The organism is Enterobacter cloacae complex sp. 382A5, from assembly GCF_050031095.1.
Lineage (GTDB): Bacteria > Pseudomonadota > Gammaproteobacteria > Enterobacterales > Enterobacteriaceae > Enterobacter > Enterobacter cloacae.
The window spans coordinates 3,614,587-3,631,333 of record NZ_JBLGVK010000001.1; the positions used below are offsets into that span (position 1 = coordinate 3,614,587).

General features: G+C 59.4%; 18 protein-coding genes. 9 read left to right on the top strand and 9 right to left on the bottom strand.

Features of this window, described 5'->3' with window-relative positions; all coding sequences use genetic code 11:
• Nucleotides 1-36: 36 nt before the first annotated feature.
• From hycI to hycA, 9 genes are all read right to left on the bottom strand, one after another.
• Complete coding sequence (gene hycI, locus ACQG2G_RS16995) at nt 37-510, bottom strand: hydrogenase maturation peptidase HycI (RefSeq protein ID WP_061772253.1); 474 nt, start codon at nt 508-510, stop codon at nt 37-39.
• A complete protein-coding gene (locus ACQG2G_RS17000) occupies nt 503-913 on the bottom strand; it encodes a formate hydrogenlyase maturation HycH family protein (RefSeq protein WP_061772252.1) in 411 nt (136 codons plus the stop codon). Before ACQG2G_RS17000 ends, hycI begins: the two co-directional genes overlap by 8 nt.
• Nucleotides 910-1,677: an NADH-quinone oxidoreductase subunit B family protein gene (locus ACQG2G_RS17005; protein WP_014833050.1), complete on the bottom strand. Its 768-nt coding sequence runs from the start codon at nt 1,675-1,677 to the stop codon at nt 910-912. The genes ACQG2G_RS17000 and ACQG2G_RS17005 overlap by 4 nt, the downstream gene beginning before the upstream one ends.
• Nucleotides 1,677-2,219, bottom strand: coding sequence for a formate hydrogenlyase complex iron-sulfur subunit (locus ACQG2G_RS17010; protein ID WP_061772251.1), 543 nt, complete (start codon nt 2,217-2,219; stop codon nt 1,677-1,679). The genes ACQG2G_RS17005 and ACQG2G_RS17010 overlap by 1 nt, the downstream gene beginning before the upstream one ends.
• 9 nt (nt 2,220-2,228) lie before the next feature.
• Nucleotides 2,229-3,938 carry a formate hydrogenlyase subunit HycE gene (hycE, locus tag ACQG2G_RS17015; RefSeq protein ID WP_047361446.1) on the bottom strand — a complete coding sequence of 570 codons (1,710 nt, stop codon included), beginning with the start codon at nt 3,936-3,938 and terminating at the stop codon, nt 2,229-2,231.
• 15 nt (nt 3,939-3,953) lie between these two features.
• Nucleotides 3,954-4,877, bottom strand: coding sequence for a respiratory chain complex I subunit 1 family protein (locus ACQG2G_RS17020; protein ID WP_061772250.1), 924 nt, complete (start codon nt 4,875-4,877; stop codon nt 3,954-3,956).
• Between the two features lies 1 nt (nt 4,878).
• Nucleotides 4,879-6,693 (bottom strand): formate hydrogenlyase subunit 3, encoded by a 1,815-nt coding sequence (hycC, locus tag ACQG2G_RS17025; protein WP_236275337.1) that lies wholly within the window; start codon nt 6,691-6,693, stop codon nt 4,879-4,881.
• The gene (locus ACQG2G_RS17030; RefSeq protein WP_061772202.1) at nt 6,690-7,298 is read right to left on the bottom strand and encodes a 4Fe-4S binding protein; all 609 of its coding nucleotides are present in this window, start codon (nt 7,296-7,298) and stop codon (nt 6,690-6,692) included. Before ACQG2G_RS17030 ends, hycC begins: the two co-directional genes overlap by 4 nt.
• A gap of 70 nt (nt 7,299-7,368) precedes the next feature.
• The gene (gene hycA / locus ACQG2G_RS17035) at nt 7,369-7,833 is read right to left on the bottom strand and encodes a formate hydrogenlyase regulator HycA (protein WP_013098469.1); all 465 of its coding nucleotides are present in this window, start codon (nt 7,831-7,833) and stop codon (nt 7,369-7,371) included.
• Nucleotides 7,834-8,043: 210 nt separating this feature from the next.
• Between hycA and hypA the strand changes: the two genes are divergently transcribed.
• From hypA to ACQG2G_RS17080, 9 genes are all read left to right on the top strand, one after another.
• Nucleotides 8,044-8,394 carry a hydrogenase maturation nickel metallochaperone HypA gene (gene hypA, locus ACQG2G_RS17040; protein ID WP_014833056.1) on the top strand — a complete coding sequence of 117 codons (351 nt, stop codon included), beginning with the start codon at nt 8,044-8,046 and terminating at the stop codon, nt 8,392-8,394.
• Nucleotides 8,395-8,397: 3 nt separating this feature from the next.
• The gene (hypB, locus tag ACQG2G_RS17045) at nt 8,398-9,261 is read left to right on the top strand and encodes a hydrogenase nickel incorporation protein HypB (RefSeq protein ID WP_020689279.1); all 864 of its coding nucleotides are present in this window, start codon (nt 8,398-8,400) and stop codon (nt 9,259-9,261) included.
• Nucleotides 9,252-9,524 (top strand): HypC/HybG/HupF family hydrogenase formation chaperone, encoded by a 273-nt coding sequence (locus ACQG2G_RS17050; RefSeq protein WP_020689280.1) that lies wholly within the window; start codon nt 9,252-9,254, stop codon nt 9,522-9,524. Before hypB ends, ACQG2G_RS17050 begins: the two co-directional genes overlap by 10 nt.
• A 2-nt stretch (nt 9,525-9,526) precedes the next feature.
• On the top strand, nt 9,527-10,648 hold the full coding sequence (hypD, locus tag ACQG2G_RS17055; RefSeq protein WP_020689281.1) for a hydrogenase formation protein HypD: 1,122 nt from the start codon (nt 9,527-9,529) through the stop codon (nt 10,646-10,648).
• Complete coding sequence (hypE, locus tag ACQG2G_RS17060) at nt 10,645-11,655, top strand: hydrogenase expression/formation protein HypE (protein WP_061772239.1); 1,011 nt, start codon at nt 10,645-10,647, stop codon at nt 11,653-11,655. The genes hypD and hypE overlap by 4 nt, the downstream gene beginning before the upstream one ends.
• A gap of 62 nt (nt 11,656-11,717) precedes the next feature.
• On the top strand, nt 11,718-13,790 hold the full coding sequence (flhA, locus tag ACQG2G_RS17065) for a formate hydrogenlyase transcriptional activator FlhA (RefSeq protein ID WP_061772240.1): 2,073 nt from the start codon (nt 11,718-11,720) through the stop codon (nt 13,788-13,790).
• Between the two features lie 151 nt (nt 13,791-13,941).
• Nucleotides 13,942-14,940 (top strand): ABC transporter substrate-binding protein, encoded by a 999-nt coding sequence (locus ACQG2G_RS17070; protein ID WP_013098477.1) that lies wholly within the window; start codon nt 13,942-13,944, stop codon nt 14,938-14,940.
• Nucleotides 14,940-15,977, top strand: a complete 1,038-nt coding sequence (locus tag ACQG2G_RS17075; protein WP_061772241.1) for a FecCD family ABC transporter permease — start codon at nt 14,940-14,942, stop codon at nt 15,975-15,977. The genes ACQG2G_RS17070 and ACQG2G_RS17075 overlap by 1 nt, the downstream gene beginning before the upstream one ends.
• The gene (locus ACQG2G_RS17080; RefSeq protein WP_058683698.1) at nt 15,977-16,738 is read left to right on the top strand and encodes an ABC transporter ATP-binding protein; all 762 of its coding nucleotides are present in this window, start codon (nt 15,977-15,979) and stop codon (nt 16,736-16,738) included. The genes ACQG2G_RS17075 and ACQG2G_RS17080 overlap by 1 nt, the downstream gene beginning before the upstream one ends.
• Nucleotides 16,739-16,747: the final 9 nt, after the last annotated feature.

Consider the following 16,747-nt stretch of genomic DNA (forward strand, 5'->3'; position numbering starts at 1 on the left):
CCCACAGGGGAGAGGGTGTATTTTGTCCCCTCTCCCCTATGGGGAGAGGGTTAGGGTGAGGGGCTGGAACCCACCCTTTCCAACCCACCCCGCAAGCCGTGAATAGACCGCTTCCACCGCTGCTTTCACCGGGGGTGTCATCGGGTAATAAAATCCGACAATGTCCGGCTGAATGCCCAAAAACAGCACCTCGCCCACGTCCTCTTTGATCTGATCCACCAGATAGTTAAGCGGCATATTATGCGTGGTCATCATGAACATGTCGGCAATGTCGTCCGGGTCGATCAGGCGGATGTCCCCCGGGTTCAGCCCCATATCCGTAGCATCGACAATCAACAGCCGATCAGGGTGAAGCTCGCGGATGGCCACCACGTCGTTTTCCGGCGCGCTGCCGCCGTCAATCACCACCCAGTTGCCCTGCGGGTTCGCGGCACACATCTCTGCCAGCAGCGGGCCTGCGCCGTCGTCGCCCATCATGCTGTTGCCGACACACAGTAAAACGTCAGTCACGTAATCTCCTCACCATCAGGTAGATGGCACTTTCCTGATGAATATCATGCAGCATGCTGAGCAGCGTTTTGCTCCACGCCTGCTGTTCGGGGGTTTGCCGTTTCAGCGCCGCGTCAAACGCGTTCGCCAGCATCGCAATATGGTTGGCGTCGATAACGATCTCACCGTACTTCGGTACCCCTCCCATTTTGCGCCGCGCCGTACTGCCCTCCTCCAGCGTGGCGATCCACGCCAGATAGTCGGACCACGGGCAGCTCAGCGCCGCCTCCAGGCAGTCGATCACCCCGAGGTGATGCCCAATTGCCAGGCTGTAATAGACCACCTGCTGCGCCGCGTCCGGCGTGGCATCGTTCTCATCAATAAATTTACGGCTCAGCTGACTGAACACCACCGTCTCACTCATCGGATACGCGCCTCATCCACAATGCTGTTCAGGTTCGCCACAATCTCATTGAGACGCGGGTCGTTTTCCGCCTCCAGCCAGCGCGCCACCTGGTGCTCGCCCTGGCTCAGCAGGCGCAGGTAATCGTCGGCAATCTGACGGCCATAGCGATAGCCCGCCAGCCTGCGCGCCGTGCGATCGACCTTCACCCGCAGCGGCTGCACCATGTCCGGGTGCAGGATCATCGCAGGCTGATTGTCGGGTTCACCCGGTTCACGGGCATGGATTTTCTGCTCCAGCAGGCCGAGCGCCATGGCAAAGCCATACAGCGTGGCGGCAGGCGTCGGTGGACAGCCCGGAATGTAGACGTCCACCGGCACGATTTTGTCGGTGCCGCCCCACACGCAGTAGAGGTCGTGGAAGATGCCGCCGCTGTTACCGCACGCCCCATAGGAGATGCAGATTTTCGGATCGGGCGCAGACTGCCAGGCGCGCAGCGCGGGCGATCGCATGGCGCGGGTGACGGCCCCGGTGAACAGCAGAATGTCGGCATGACGCGGAGACGGCACCACTTTGATGCCGAAGCGTTCGGCGTCAAACAGCGGTGACAGCGTGGCGAAGATCTCAATCTCGCAGCCGTTGCAGCCGCCGCAGTCCACGCGGTAAACGTAGGCCGAGCGTTTGATTTTTTTCAACAGCGACGCCTTCATGCTGGCGATGGACTCCTCCACCGTCATTGGCACCGGAATGCCCCGCTCGTCGCGCGGACCGAGTAAGTTTTCCATCAGCTGGCCTCTCTCATATGACGGGTGATATCGATGCGGTCGGACGGCAGCAGACATTTCTGCCGTTTGCATTCCGGGCAGGTTTCAAAGCTTTCGCGATGATGCTCCGCGCGGGCGTCGCCGTTGTGCTTAAGCAGCGCGATGGCATAGTCGATCTCTTTTTGCACGGCGAACGGACGTTTGCAGACTCGGCAGTTACACAGGGCAAAACGCGACTGCTGCAAAAAGTCCTCTTTCTTCCACACCGCCAGCTCGTACTCCTGAGACAGACGAATGGCGACCGTCGGGCAAACCTCTTCGCAGCGGCCGCAGAAGATGCAGCGTCCGAGGTTAAACTGCCAGGCCAGTTGGCGGGTTTTCAGATCCGTTTCCACCGTCAGGGCATTCGACGGACAGGCGTTGACGCAGGCCGCACAGCCGATGCACTGCTGCGGGTTGTGCTCCGGCTTGCCGCGGAAGTTTTTATCCACCGGCATCGGCTCCAGCGGGTAGCGGCTGGTGGGCGTGCCGGTTTTGATCACTTTTTTGATAAAGGTAAACATGACGAGTCCTTATTTCAGCGGCGAGTTCTTACGCTCGATGCTGTAGCGCTCAAGCTCTTTGTACGGCACCACCTGGCTTTTCTTCTTGCGCACGTCCACCACGGTCATACGGTCGGTGCAGGAGTAGCACGGGTCGAGGCTGCCGATGATCAGCGGCGCGTCGGAGACCGTGTTGCCGCGCAGCATATAGCGCAGGGTTGGCCAGTTGGCGTAGGTGGCCGCACGGCAGCGCCAGCGGTAAAGCTTCTGGTTATCGCCGGTCATGCTCCAGTGGATGTCGTCCCCGCGCGGCGCTTCGGCAAAGCCGAGGGCAAAGCGGTTCGGGATGTAGGTGAAGCCCTCCACCATCAGCGGGCCGCCCGGCAGGTTATCGAGCCCAAAGTCGATCATATTCAGCGCGGTGAAGACCTCGTTGATACGCACCTTCAGGCGGGAGATGACGTCGCAGCCCTGTTCGCTGTGTACGGTCATTGGCAGCAGGCCGTAACCGACAAACGGGTGATCGGCGCGGGTATCGCGGGCGTGACCGCTGGCGCGCACCATCGGGCCGACGTTGCTGAAGTCGCGGGCGATCTCCGGATCAAGGCGGCCGATCCCCACGGTACGCTGCTCGATGTTGGGCGTGCTGAGCAGCATATCCACCAGCTCCTGCACGTCGCGACGCATCTGCTGTGCCAGCTGTCGGGTCTGGATCATGTCGTTTTTAAGCAGGTCACGGCGGATCCCACCGATCAGGTTCAGACCGTAGGTTTTACGCGCCCCGGTGAGGATCTCCGCCATCTTCATCGACGCCTCGCGCACGCGGAAGAACTGCATAAACCCGGAGTCGAAACCGACAAAGTGACAGGCCAGACCGAGATTCAGCAGGTGCGAGTGCAGACGTTCCACTTCCAGCAAAATGGCGCGGATCATCTGCGCGCGCTCCGGCACCACGATCCCCATGCCGTTCTCCACCGAGGTGGTATAGGCGGTGCTGTGGGCGAAGCCGCAGATGCCGCACACGCGGTCCGAGAGGAATGTCACCTCGTTATAGCCCATCCGGGTTTCCGCCAGCTTTTCCATGCCGCGATGGACGTAGAACAGGCGGTAGTCGGCGTCAATAATGTTTTCGCCGTCAACAAACAGGCGGAAATGGCCCGGCTCATCAGAGGTGACATGCAGCGGACCAATCGGCACCACGTTATTCTTTTTGTTGCCGAGCTCATTAATGAACTCGTAGGTTTCGCTGTCGGTGGTCGGGGCCGGACGCTGGCGGTAGTCCATGCTGTCCTTGCGCAGCGGATACAGTTCGTCCGGCCAGTCGTCCGGCAGCACCAGGCGGCGTTCATCCGGCAGCCCCACCGGCACCAGGCCATACATGTCACGCACTTCGCGCTCGCCCCAGACGGCGGCAGGCACACGCGGCGTGACGGACGGGTACTCCGGTTTATTCGGGTCGACTTCCACGCGCACGGTAAGCCAGCATTTTTCGCCCTGCTCCATCGACATCACGTAGTACACCGCGTAATTGCCGCACAGCTGACGCTCGTCATTACCGAACAGCACCGACAGCCAGCCGCCCTGCTGGTAGTAAAGAAATTCCACCACTTCCGGCAGATAGTTCACCTTAATGGTGACGGTTACCTGGTCTTTGGTCTGCCATCCTTCCTCCAGCACAACACCCGGAAAAGCCTGATGCAACGCGGCGAGATACTGCTGACCTTTTTTTTCTTCAGACATAAATACTCTCTTTAATCACGCCACCAGCAAGGAGACGAACGCTAAAAATGCAAAACCAAAACCGGCCCAGGTGATGCGCGAGGTCGCGACAAAGCGCAGACGCGCCATGCTGTTTTCAAACAGGGCAATCACCAGCACGCCAACCAGCAGCTTGAGCGCGGCAACCACCACGGCCAATACCAGCCCCCCAGCGGAAAAGTGCGTCATCTGCCCCCACGGGAAGAAGACGCCAACAAACATCTGCAGGACCACCAGCTGCTTAAGGCTGATGCCCCACTTAAGCACCGCAAAGCCGTAGCCGCTGTATTCGGTCAACGGCCCTTCCTGTAGCTCCTGCTCGGCTTCTGCGAGGTCAAACGGCAATTTGCCCATCTCAATAAAGGTGGCGAACGCGCAGGCGCAAAGGGCCAGCACTAGCGGGAGGGTACGTGACACCGGCCAGTGGTAAACGGTGTGGGTGATAAAGCTGATATGGGTGGAACCCGCGACCTGCGCGGCCACCCACAGCCCCAGCAGCAGGATCGGTTCGACCAGCACGCCCAGCATCGCCTCGCGGCTGGCGCCGATACCGGTAAACGGGCTGCCGGTATCCAGGCCCGCAATAGCAAAGAAGAAGCGGGCAATGGCGAAGAGGTAAATCAGCGTAATCAGATCCCCAAGTACAGGCAGCGGCGAGCCCACCGTAACCACCGGCAGCGCGGTGGCGATGGTCAGCATCACGCCGACCATCACGAACGGCGTCAGGCGGAAGACCCAGCCTGCGGCATCCGGCGCCACGCTCTGGCGGGAGAGCAGCTTGAAGAGATCGCGGTACTCCTGGAGCACGCCAGGCCCGCGACGGTTGTGCATCCGGGCGCGCGCCACGCGCGTGATGCCCGACAGCAGTGGCGCAACGGCGAACAGCACCAGCGCCTGAAGTATTGCCAGTAACAGACTCATGTCAGGCTCCTCGTGAAATCACAATGACCACCAGCACCGCCAGTTCGATCAGCGCCAGACGGCGGAACAGCGCAGGTACGGTGGCGCTCTGCCAGCCCGGCATCCAGCCCACCGGGTTCAGCCAGTGGCGCAGCTTCAGCACGGCAGCGAAGTTCTCTTTCACCGGCATGGCAAAACCGTGGGCGGTGATGACCATTGATTGTTCGTGTTCGTAGCCACAGGCCCAGGCCGCCCCGCGCGAGCGGGAGGGGAGTCGGTCGCGCCTGAAGAACAGCATCAGCACAAACGGCAGCAGCGGTGCGGCAATCAGCAGCAGCGCCATCATCGGCTGGGAGACGGTGGTATGAGCGGTGGTCAGCGGCAGTGGAATGGCGTTACCCAGCAGCGGCAGCAGCCATGGGGCGGCGACCCCGCCCGCGATGCAGCACAGCGCCAGCGCGACCACGCTGGCACACATCAGTACCGGGACGCAGCAGGCGTTTTCCGCTTCCCGCGTGCGCGGTGCGCCGAGGAAGGTGACGCCGTAGACTTTTGCCATACACATCACCGCCAGCGCCCCGGTTATCGCCAGCCCAACCGCCAGCAGCGGGCCGAGCAGTCGGGCGATAAAGGCGTCGCTCTGACCGAGCGCGAAGAAGGCCTGGTAGATCACCCACTCTCCCGCAAAGCCGTTCAGCGGCGGCAACGCGGCCATCGCCATCAGCCCGACCAGCATGGCGAGAGAAATCACCGGCATCTTTTTGCCAATGCCGCCGAGTTTTTCGATATCCCGATGACCGGTACGGAACCAGACGCTGCCCGCGCCCAGGAACAGGGTGCTTTTAAACAGGCTGTGGTTAACGAGGTGATACAGCCCCCCGATAAACCCGGCGGCAATCAGCGCCGGTTGATTAAGTGCCAGGCCGGTCACGCCTGCGCCGATGCCGAGCAGGATAATGCCGATATTTTCCAGGGTGTGGTACGCCAGCAGACGCTGAATGTTGTGCTCCATCAGCGCATACAGCCCGCCGACAAAGGCGGTAACCATACCTGCGATAAGCAACGCGACACCCCACCACAGCGGCGGCTGGCCGCCGGTCAGGGTGATCGTCAGAACGCCGAACAGACCGACTTTCATCACCACGGTGGAGAACAGCGCGGCAGCAGGTGCAGAGGCGTTCGCGTGCGCCTGCGGCACCCAGCCGTGCAGAGGGATGATCCCGGCCAGCAGGCCAAAGCCCACCACGCCCAGCAGCCAGACGTCATTTCCCAGCGGCTGACCGTTAAGCGCTGCGAAGTCGAGCGTGCCGAAACGTTGCCACACCAGCCAGCAGACCAGCGCCAGCAGCAGCGTGCCGAGGCGACCGAGCGCAAACCACAGCTTGCCGGAGGCGCTACATCCCGTCAGGAATACGCCGCAGAGCGCCATGATCTCCGCCATCACCACCAGCGCGCCGAGGTTGCTGGCAATGACGGTGCAGACCGCCGACGCCATCAGCAGGTTAACCAGCAGACCATTCGCGCGGGTGTGCTGATGGCGGTGCCAGTCAATATTGAACAGGCTGATAAACACCCCGCACAGGCCAAAAGTCACCAGCCAGATGGCGTTCAGCGGCGTGAGCTGAACGGTATGACGGACGATCGGAATCATTGCTTCGGCGGTCTGGCCGCTGAGTAACACTGCCGTACCTGCTGCCAGCGTCATCAGGCTGCCCACCGCCCCGCCGATACCGGCGATCCAGCCGCTCAGGGTTTTATGGAATGACAGGAGCCACGCCAGCACAGCAGCGGCGGCAAAGTACGCCACGGCGCTGTTAATCATAGATATCGCGTTCATTTCGCCCCCTCGTTAAGCGCCTGAAGCAGAGAAAGATCGCCGACGTCGGTATTAATGGTCAGCTCGCGCTTGCGTTTGCTGGTGCGGGCAATATCGCGAATGTTGACCAGAATCAGCGCTTTGGTCGGGCAGGTGCGCACGCAGGCCGGGCCCTGCTCATCGAAGCTGCACAGGTCGCACTTCACCGCCACCGCACGCACGCCGGGCACCCAGTCGAGCAGCGTGCTCACCCGTGCCGGAGCCGGTGGCGCAGGCGGCGCTTTTGGGGTGTTGGCATTCGCCGGAATATGCAGCGGACGGCTGCCGGAAAATTCAATCGCACCGAACGGGCAGGCTATGCCGCACAGCTTGCAGCTCACGCACAGGCTTTCGTTCAGCTGTACCGCGCCGTCAACGCGGGTGATGGCATTCACCGGGCAGACACCTGCGCACGGCGCATCTTCACAGTGGTGGCAGAGCTGCGGGGCAGACTCTTTTTCATTACGCATGACGCGCAGGCGCGGCATGGACTGGAACCCGTGCAGGCGGTGCGTTTCCGAACAAGCCGCCTCACAGGTTCGACAGCCAATACAGACCGTCGAGTCAGCAATTACAAAACGGTTCACCGGGTCATCCTCTGGTGATAGTCATTTTTGACGAAAAACTGTCATGTCGACACTTCTCGACACGTGATGATCAGGCCACGTCCGCTGAGGCGTGTTCATCCATCAGCTGCTTCAGGTTGACCGGGAGATCGTGTTCAACGGCCGTGTACAGACCGTTATAAACTGGCGCGATTTTTTCCAGATAGTGCTCCAGCACCTGCTGGCGATCGCGGTTGCTGACGTGACCGTCAACCATGCCGTCGGCCATCAGTTGCGCCTTCGCAATACACTGTTTTTCACCCTCTTTTGTCTCGACGTAGTACTCAATGGTGTGGCTGTTGAAGGTGTCGGCCAGGGTGACGTAAATCGTGAAATGGCCGAACAAAACAAAGCGCATATCCCCCTGCGCCGCACAGCTCATGGCGTGGTGAAGACGGGCTTTGGAGAGGGTGATCCCCTGGACCAGTGAGTTGCAGTAAAGGTGCCACTGGTCCTGTAACTGCTGGTGACGCTGCGCGATGTAATCCGCTTTTTCGCTAATTTCCCAAATAGTCATAGAAGGTATCCGGTTAATGGAGATAGCGGCTGTTAAGCAGATTCCATGCCAGTTTTTAATACATTGATATCTAATGGATTTAATTCAAAACAGGCTGTCAACAAGAGGGTGTCGACGTGTCATTTCGACAGCGTTGACATCGTCACCCCCTAACTAAAACCAGGCTGGCATTGTTATTGCATTAACGGGGCAATTCATTAAGGAGGCGTCATGCACGAAATCACCCTCTGCCAGCGGGCACTGGAACTCATCGAACAGCAGGCAGCGCAAAACCACGCGACGCGCGTGACCGGCGTCTGGCTGAAGGTCGGGGCCTTTTCCTGCGTCGAAACCAGCGCCCTCACCTTCTGTTTTGAGCTGGTGTGCCGCGGCACGCTGGCGGAAGGCTGCGAACTTCATATTGAAGAGCAACAGGCGGAGTGCTGGTGCGAGCAGTGTCAGCAGTACGTCACCCTGCTGTCGTCGAAGGTCCAGCGCTGCCCACAGTGTCAGCACACCGGCCTTCGCATCGTGGCGGATGACGGGATGCAGATCCAACGCCTTGAAATCGAGAAGGAGTAAAGTATGTGTAGTACCTGCGGTTGCGCCGAAGGCAACCTGTATATCGAAGGGGATGAACACCGTCCTCACTCCGCGTTTCGCTCCGCCCCTTTTACCCCCGCACCGCGTCCGGCAGCGGCACTCACCGGGATTCGCTTTGCGCCTCAACGCTCCGATATGGGCGATCTTCATTACGGCCATGGCGAGGCGGGTACCCATGCGCCGGGCATGAGCCAGCGCCAGATGCTGAACGTAGAAATCAACGTACTCGATAAAAACAACCAGATCGCCGCCCGCAACCGCGCCCGGTTTGCCGCACGTCAACAGCTGGTGCTCAACCTCGTCTCCAGCCCCGGCTCCGGCAAAACCACGCTACTGACGGAAACGCTCAAACGCCTGAACGAACGCGTCTCCTGCGCGGTGATCGAAGGCGATCAGCAAACGGTCAACGATGCCGCCCGTATTCGTGAAACCGGCACCCCGGCGATTCAGGTCAATACCGGTAAAGGCTGCCATCTGGATGCGCAGATGATTGCCGATGCCGCGCCGCGTCTGCCACTGGCGGATAACGGCATTCTGTTTATCGAAAACGTCGGCAATCTGGTCTGCCCGGCCAGCTTCGATCTCGGGGAGCGGCATAAAGTGGCGGTCCTCTCGGTGACCGAAGGAGAAGACAAGCCGCTCAAATATCCTCATATGTTTGCCGCCGCGTCGCTGATGCTGCTGAACAAAGTCGACCTGCTGCCGTACCTGAATTTCGACGTGGATAAATGTCTGGCTTATGCCCGTGAAGTGAACCCGGACATTGCGATCCTGCTGGTCTCCGCCACACGCGGCGACGGCATGGCGCACTGGCTAAACTGGCTGGAGAGTGAACGATGTGCATAGGCGTCCCTGGACAAATCCATTCCATTGACGGAAACCAGGCCAAAGTGGAGGTCTGCGGCATATTGCGTGACGTCGATTTAACGCTGGTGGGCAGCACCGATGAGACGGGCGTCTCGCGCCTTGGTCAGTGGGTGCTGGTACACGTGGGGTTTGCCATGAGCGTGATTAATGAAGCGGAAGCGCGCGACACGCTGGATGCCCTGCAAAACATGTTTGATGTGGAGCCGGACGTCGGCGCGCTGCTGTACGGCGAGGAACGGTAATTATGCGTTACGTTGATGAATACCGCGCACCTGAGCAGGTGATGCAGCTTATCGGTCATCTGAAAACGCGGGCCGCCCTGCTGAAACACACGGCGGAAAAGCCGCTGCGAATCATGGAAGTCTGCGGCGGGCACACCCATGCCATTTTCAAATTTGGCCTCGATCAGCTGCTGCCGGACAACATTGAGTTTATCCACGGCCCGGGCTGCCCGGTTTGCGTGCTACCCATGGGGCGCATCGACAGCTGTATCGAGATCGCCAGCCAGCCTGACGTCATTTTCTGTACCTTTGGCGACGCGATGCGCGTGCCGGGGAAAAAGGGCTCGCTGCTGCAGGCCAAAGCGCGCGGCGCGGATGTGCGCATCGTGTACTCGCCGATGGATGCCCTGAAGCTTGCAACCGATAACCCTGGCCGAAAGGTGGTATTTTTCGGGCTGGGTTTTGAGACCACCATGCCCGCTACGGCGATCACGCTGCAGCAGGCAAAACGCAGCAACGTCACCAATTTTTTCTTTTTTTGTCAGCACATTACGCTTATTCCGACGCTGCGCAGCCTGCTTGACGCCCCGGACAACGGCATTGACGCGTTCCTGGCACCGGGCCATGTCAGCATGGTGATCGGTACCGGGGCCTACGGCTTTATCGCTGACGATTACCATCGCCCGTTAGTCGTCGCTGGTTTCGAACCTCTTGATCTACTGCAAGGCGTCACCATGCTGGTTGAGCAGAAAATAGCAGCCCTGAGCGCGGTGGAAAATCAGTACCGCCGCGTGGTGCCGGATGCCGGGAATGAACGGGCGCAGCAGGCGATAGCTGACGTATTTAGCGTTGAGGGCGACAGCGAGTGGCGCGGGCTGGGGTTGATTGCTGAATCCGGCGTGCGCCTGACCCCAGCCTACCGGTCGTTTGATGCAGAAACGCATTTCCGCCCACAGCCACAACAGGTTTGCGACGATCCCCAGGCCCGCTGTGGCGAGGTCCTTACCGGAAGATGTAAACCCCACCACTGCCCGTTATTTGGCAACACCTGTAACCCGCAAACGGCATTTGGCGCGCTGATGGTCTCTTCCGAAGGGGCATGTGCCGCGTGGTATCAGTACCGCAACCAGGAGAGTGAAGCATGAACACGGTTGAAATGGCACACGGCAGCGGCGGTCTGGCGATGCAGCAGCTGATAAACCGGCTGTTTATGGAGGCCTTTGATAACCCCTGGCTCGCCGAGCAGGAAGACCAGGCCCGCATTGACCTCGCTTCCCTCACCGCCCAGGGCGACAGGCTGGCCTTCTCCACCGACAGCTATGTGATTGACCCGCTATTCTTCCCCGGCGGCGATATCGGCAAGCTGGCCGTCTGCGGTACCGCGAACGATGTCGCCGTCAGTGGTGCCATTCCGCGCTACCTCTCCTGCGGATTTATCCTTGAAGAAGGTTTGCCGATGGAGACGCTCGCGGCGGTGGTCAGCAGCATGGCGCACACCGCGCGCGAGGCAGGGATTGCTATCGTCACCGGCGATACCAAGGTGGTGCAGCGCGGCGCGGCGGATAAGCTCTTTATCAACACCGCCGGGATGGGGGCGATCCCTGCCGATATTCACTGGGGCGCGCAGCAACTGGCCGTGGGCGACGTGCTGCTGGTCAGCGGCACGCTGGGCTGTCACGGGGCGACCATCCTTAACCTGCGCGAAGGCCTGGGGCTGGACGGGGAACTGCGCAGCGACTGCGCGGTGCTCACCCCGCTTATCCAGACGCTGCGGTCGATCCCCGGCGTGAAAGCCCTGCGGGATGCCACCCGTGGCGGCGTCAATGCCGTGGTGCATGAGTTCGCGGCCTGCTGCGGCTGCGGTATTGAACTTACTGAGCGCAGCCTGCCCGTGAAGCCTGCGGTTCGCGGACTGTGCGAGCTGCTGGGACTGGATCCGCTCAATTTTGCTAACGAAGGCAAGCTGGTGATAGGCGTTGAGCGCGCCGCGGCCGAAGCCGTACTTGAACAGTTGCGGGCGCATCCGTCAGGAAAAGAGGCCGCGATAATTGGTGAGGTGGTTGAGCGCAAAGGGGTGCGCCTGGCCGGACTGTATGGCGTGAAGCGCACGCTGGATCTGCCGCACGCGGAACCGTTATCCCGCATTTGCTAGAACCGCGCGAAAAGCGGTCGGCACGGAATTTATTTTTTTGCCCGTTTCTACTGGAAAGCACTATGCCGTATACACCGATGAGCGATCTCGGACAGCAGGGTCTGTTCGACATTACGCGAACACTTTTACAGCAGCCCGACCTGGGTGCGCTGAGCGATGCCCTGACGCGCCTGGTCAGGCAATCTGCACTGGCAGACAGCGCCGCCATTGTGCTCTGGCATAGCGGGAGCCATCGTGCGAGCTACTTCTCCACACGAGAAAACGGAAAAGCGTTTGAATACGAAGACGAAACGTATCTCGCTCACGGGCCGATACGCCGTATTCTTTCCCGGCCGGAAGCGCTGCACTGCAATTTTGAGGAGTTCCGTCAGGCGTGGCCGATGCTGGCCCGGAGCGCCTTATATCAGCCGTTTGGTCATTACAGCCTGCTGCCGCTGGCGGTGGAAGGCCACATTTTTGGTGGCTGCGAGTTTATCCGTAATACCGACCAGCCATGGAGCGAGGCGGAATATGAGCGTCTGCACACCTTTACCCAGATAGTGGCCGTCGTCGCCGAGCAGATCCAAAGCCGCGTCAGCAATAATGTGGATTACGACCTGCTGAGCCGTGAGCGTGACAACTTCCGCATTCTGGTGGCAATCACCAATGCCGTGCTCTCCCGTCTCGACATGGATGAGCTGGTCAGCGAAGTGTCGAAGGAGATCCATCACTACTTCAAAATTGACGCCATCAGCATTGCCTTGCGCGGCCATCGCAAGGGCAAGCTCAACATCTACTCCACGCACTATCTCGACGAAGCGAACCCGGCCCATGAGCAGAGCGAGGTGGATGAAGCGGGAACCCTTTCTGAACGGGTGTTTAAAAGCAAGGAGATCCTGCTGCTCAATCTCAGCGAGCAGGATGTGATGGCGCCTTACGAGCGAATGCTGTTTAACATCTGGGGCAACAAAATCCAGACCCTGTGCCTGCTGCCGTTGATGTCCGGTAACACCATGCTGGGCGTTCTGAAGCTGGCGCAGTGTGAGGAAGGGGTGTTCACCACCGCCAACCTGAAGCTGCTGCGTCAGATTGCCGAGCGTATCTCCATCGCGCTGGATAACGCGCTGGCGTATCAGGAGATCCACCGTCTGAAAGAACGGCTGGTGGATGAAAACCTGGCGCTGACGGAACAGCTTAACAATGTCGACAGCGAGTTTGGCGAAATCATCGGACGCAGCGATGCCATGTACAGCGTGCTCAAACAGGTGGAGATGGTCGCGCAAAGCGACAGCACAGTGCTGATCCTGGGCGAAACCGGTACGGGTAAGGAGTTGATTGCCCGCGCGATCCACAATCTCAGCAACCGCAACAGCCGCCGGATGGTGAAAATGAACTGTGCCGCCATGCCTGCGGGTCTGCTGGAAAGCGATCTCTTTGGCCATGAGCGCGGCGCGTTTACCGGTGCCAGCAGCCAGCGCCTGGGCCGTTTCGAGCTGGCGGATAAAAGCTCGCTGTTCCTCGACGAAGTGGGCGATATGCCGCTGGAGCTACAGCCTAAACTGCTGCGTGTGCTGCAGGAACAGGAGTTCGAACGTCTTGGCAGCAATAAGCTGATTCAGACCGACGTGCGGCTGATTGCCGCCACCAACCGCGATCTGAAAAAAATGGTCGCCGACCGCGAGTTTCGCAGCGACCTCTACTATCGCCTGAACGTGTTCCCGATTTGCCTGCCGCCCCTGCGCGAGCGCCCGGAAGATATCCCGCTGCTGGTCAAAGCGTTTACCGCCAAAATTGCCCGCCGGATGGGACGCAACATCGACAGCATTCCCGCCGAGACGTTACGCACCCTTTCCTCGATGGAGTGGCCCGGCAACGTGCGCGAGCTGGAAAACGTCATTGAGCGTGCGGTGCTGCTGACACGCGGTAATGTGCTGCAACTCTCCCTGCCGGAGGTTTCTCTGCCGGAATCTCCCGCGGCCGCGACCGACATGGCCCAGAACGGGGAAGATGAATATCAATTGATCGTCCGCGTACTGAAAGAGACCAACGGCGTGGTGGCCGGGCCGAAAGGGGCAGCCCAGCGTCTGGGGTTAAAACGCACCACCCTGCTGTCGCGCATGAAGCGCCTTGGAATAGATAAAGAGAGCCTGATTTAAGGCGCATTCCGGCGGTGCTTTCTGGCACCGCCTTTTGTCACCCTGCGTTATTGTCCCTCATTGACACACAATATTTTCCTCTGTATAAAATTCCGCCTTAATAATGAGTTTCATTTGCATCAAAAATAACTTTAATGAAGGGTAGCGTTTAATGAAGAAGGTCATCTGCGCGTTAGGCCTGGCGGTTGCGTCGGTCAGTTCTGCTCTGGCAACCACTTATCCTCTGACCATTGAAAACTGCGGTTATAAAGAGACCTTCACCAAAGCGCCGGAACGCGTCGTGGCCCTTGGTCAAAATACCGTTGAGATTTTGCTTCTGCTGGGTCTGGAAGATAAGGTGAAGGCCAGCGCCTTCTGGCCGACCAAAGTGCTGCCGCAGCTGGCGGAACAGAATGCCAAAATCAAAACGCTCACCGTCGAAATTCCTACGCTGGAATCTATCCTTGCGCAAAACCCCGATTTTGTTCCTGCACAATTGCCGCTGCTGCTCGGGCCAGAAAGTAAGGTCGCAAAACGTGAGGATCTGGCTACCGTCGGCGTGAACAGCTATTTATCACCGGGCATGTGCGCCACTAAAAAAGCCTCGGGCGATATGTACGGCAGCCGCCAGAAGCTGTGGGACATGACATACCTTTATAAAGAGATTGAAGATTTCGCCAAAATTTTCAACGTTGAAGACCGTGGTCAGGCCGTTATCGCCAGCTTCAAAAAACGTGAGGCAGACCTGCGCAAAGAATTTGGCAAAAGCAAAAAAGATCTCTCCTTTGTGTTCTGGTTCTCAAGCGCCTCCCCTTCTGCTGATGCCTACGTGGGCGGTAAAAACAGCGCCTCAGGCTTTATCGCTGACGTACTGGGTGGCCATAACGCCATCACCGCCGAGGCCGAATGGCCAACCGTGGGCTGGGAAAGCATCATTGCCGCTAACCCGGACGTGATTGTGGTCTCAAGCCTTGACCGTAACCGCTGGGCGCTGGATAACGCGGAAGAGAAAATCAAATTCCTGAAAAGCGATCCGGCCGTCAGCCAGCTTGATGCCGTCAAAAAAGGCCATATCGTGGTGATGGACGGCCAGGCAATGAACCCGACGATCCGTACCATTTATGGCGCTGAACAGGTGGGCGAACAGCTCAGAAAACTGGGGCTGAACTGATGACGGCAGCCGTACTTCAGGCCCGACAGGGCCTGTTCCTGACCACTTCCGCTCTGCTGGCTATTGTCCTGCTGTTTCTGGTGATCGCCCTTGGCGTAAGCGTCGGAGAGTTGTCGATTCCGCTGTCCAATGTCTTTTATGCTATCGGTAATAAGCTGAGGCTGACCGCGGTTCCGCTCAACCGCATCTATGAGAGCGTGATCTGGGACTTTCGCCTGAGCCGCGCGCTGGTGGCGGCCTGCTGCGGTGCGGGGCTGGCTATCTGCGGCGCGGTTTTGCAGAGCCTGCTGAAAAACGCGCTGGCTGAACCTTACGTGCTCGGCGTCTCTGCGGGGGCGTCCACCGGCGCGGTTTCCGTCGTGGTGCTGGGGATGGGGACCGGCGCGGTGTCGCTCTCTGCGGGCGCGTTTGCTGGCGCATTCGCCGCCTTTGCGTTTGTCGCCTTTCTGACCAACGGCGCGCGCGGCGGCAACGAGCGCACCATTCTGGCGGGCGTTGCTGCCTCTCAGCTCTTCAACGCCATCACCGCCTATACCATCAGCACCTCTGCCAGCGCGCAGCAGGCGCGTGATGTGATGTTCTGGCTGCTGGGCAGCTTTAGCGGTGTACGCTGGCCTGAATTCCAGCTGGCACTGGTTGTGGTGCTGATTGGGTTAGCCATTTGCCTCTACTATTCCCGGGCGCTGGATGCCTTTACCTTTGGTGACGATGCCGCGGCCTCGCTGGGGATTGCCGTCCCCTGGGTGCGCCTGGCGCTCTTTACCACCACCGCATTGATCACCGCAACCATCGTCAGCATGGCGGGCTCAATCGGCTTTGTCGGGCTGGTGGTTCCGCACGTCATGCGTTTCTTGTTCGGTCCTCTGCATCGTACTCTGCTGATTGCCAGCGCACTGGCGGGGGCGATCCTGATGGTGCTGGCAGATATCGCCTCGCGCATGCTGATTGCCCCGCAAAGTCTGCCCGTCGGGGTGGTAACCGCCCTGGTTGGCGTGCCGTTCTTTGCCGTGATCATCTACCGCTCAAGGAATAAGTAATGAGTATCTGCGCTGAAAATATTACCTGGAAGGTAGGCAAAAAGGTCATCGTCAATAACGTGTCGCTCAAGGTGGCGCGCGGTGAAACGGTAGGTCTGCTTGGCCCTAATGGTTGCGGTAAATCATCGCTTTTGCGCATTCTGGCTGGCCTGCGCCGCCCGGATGCGGGCTGTGTGACGCTGGACGATCAGGACATTTCCCGCATCGCCAAAAAGCAGCTTGCGCGCCGGGTGGCCTTCGTTGAACAGCACGGTATGACCGATGCCAATATGCGCGTTCGCGATGTCGTCAAACTTGGTCGCATCCCGCATCACTCCCCGTTCTCGAACTGGAGCAAGCAGGATGACGAGACCGTTACCGCCGCCCTGCAGCGGGTGGATATGCTGGAAAAAAGCGATCAGGGCTGGCTGAGCCTCTCCGGCGGGGAGCGCCAGCGCGTGCATATCGCCAGGGCGCTGGCGCAGACGCCTACAGAAATTTTGCTGGATGAACCGACCAACCACCTGGACATTCACCATCAGATGCAGCTGATGCACCTGATAAGCGACCTGCCGGTGACCAGCATTGTGGCTATTCACGATCTCAACCATGCATCGATGTTCTGCGATTCGCTGATTGTGATGCAGCAGGGGCAAATCGTGGCCACCGGAACGCCGCAGGAGATCCTCTCTGAGGCGTTGCTCTGGGACGTTTTTCGGGTCAAAACCAAAATCGAGATCTCGCCGTTCCATGGCAAAAAGCACATTCACTTTATCGTTTAAGCGCCCGTA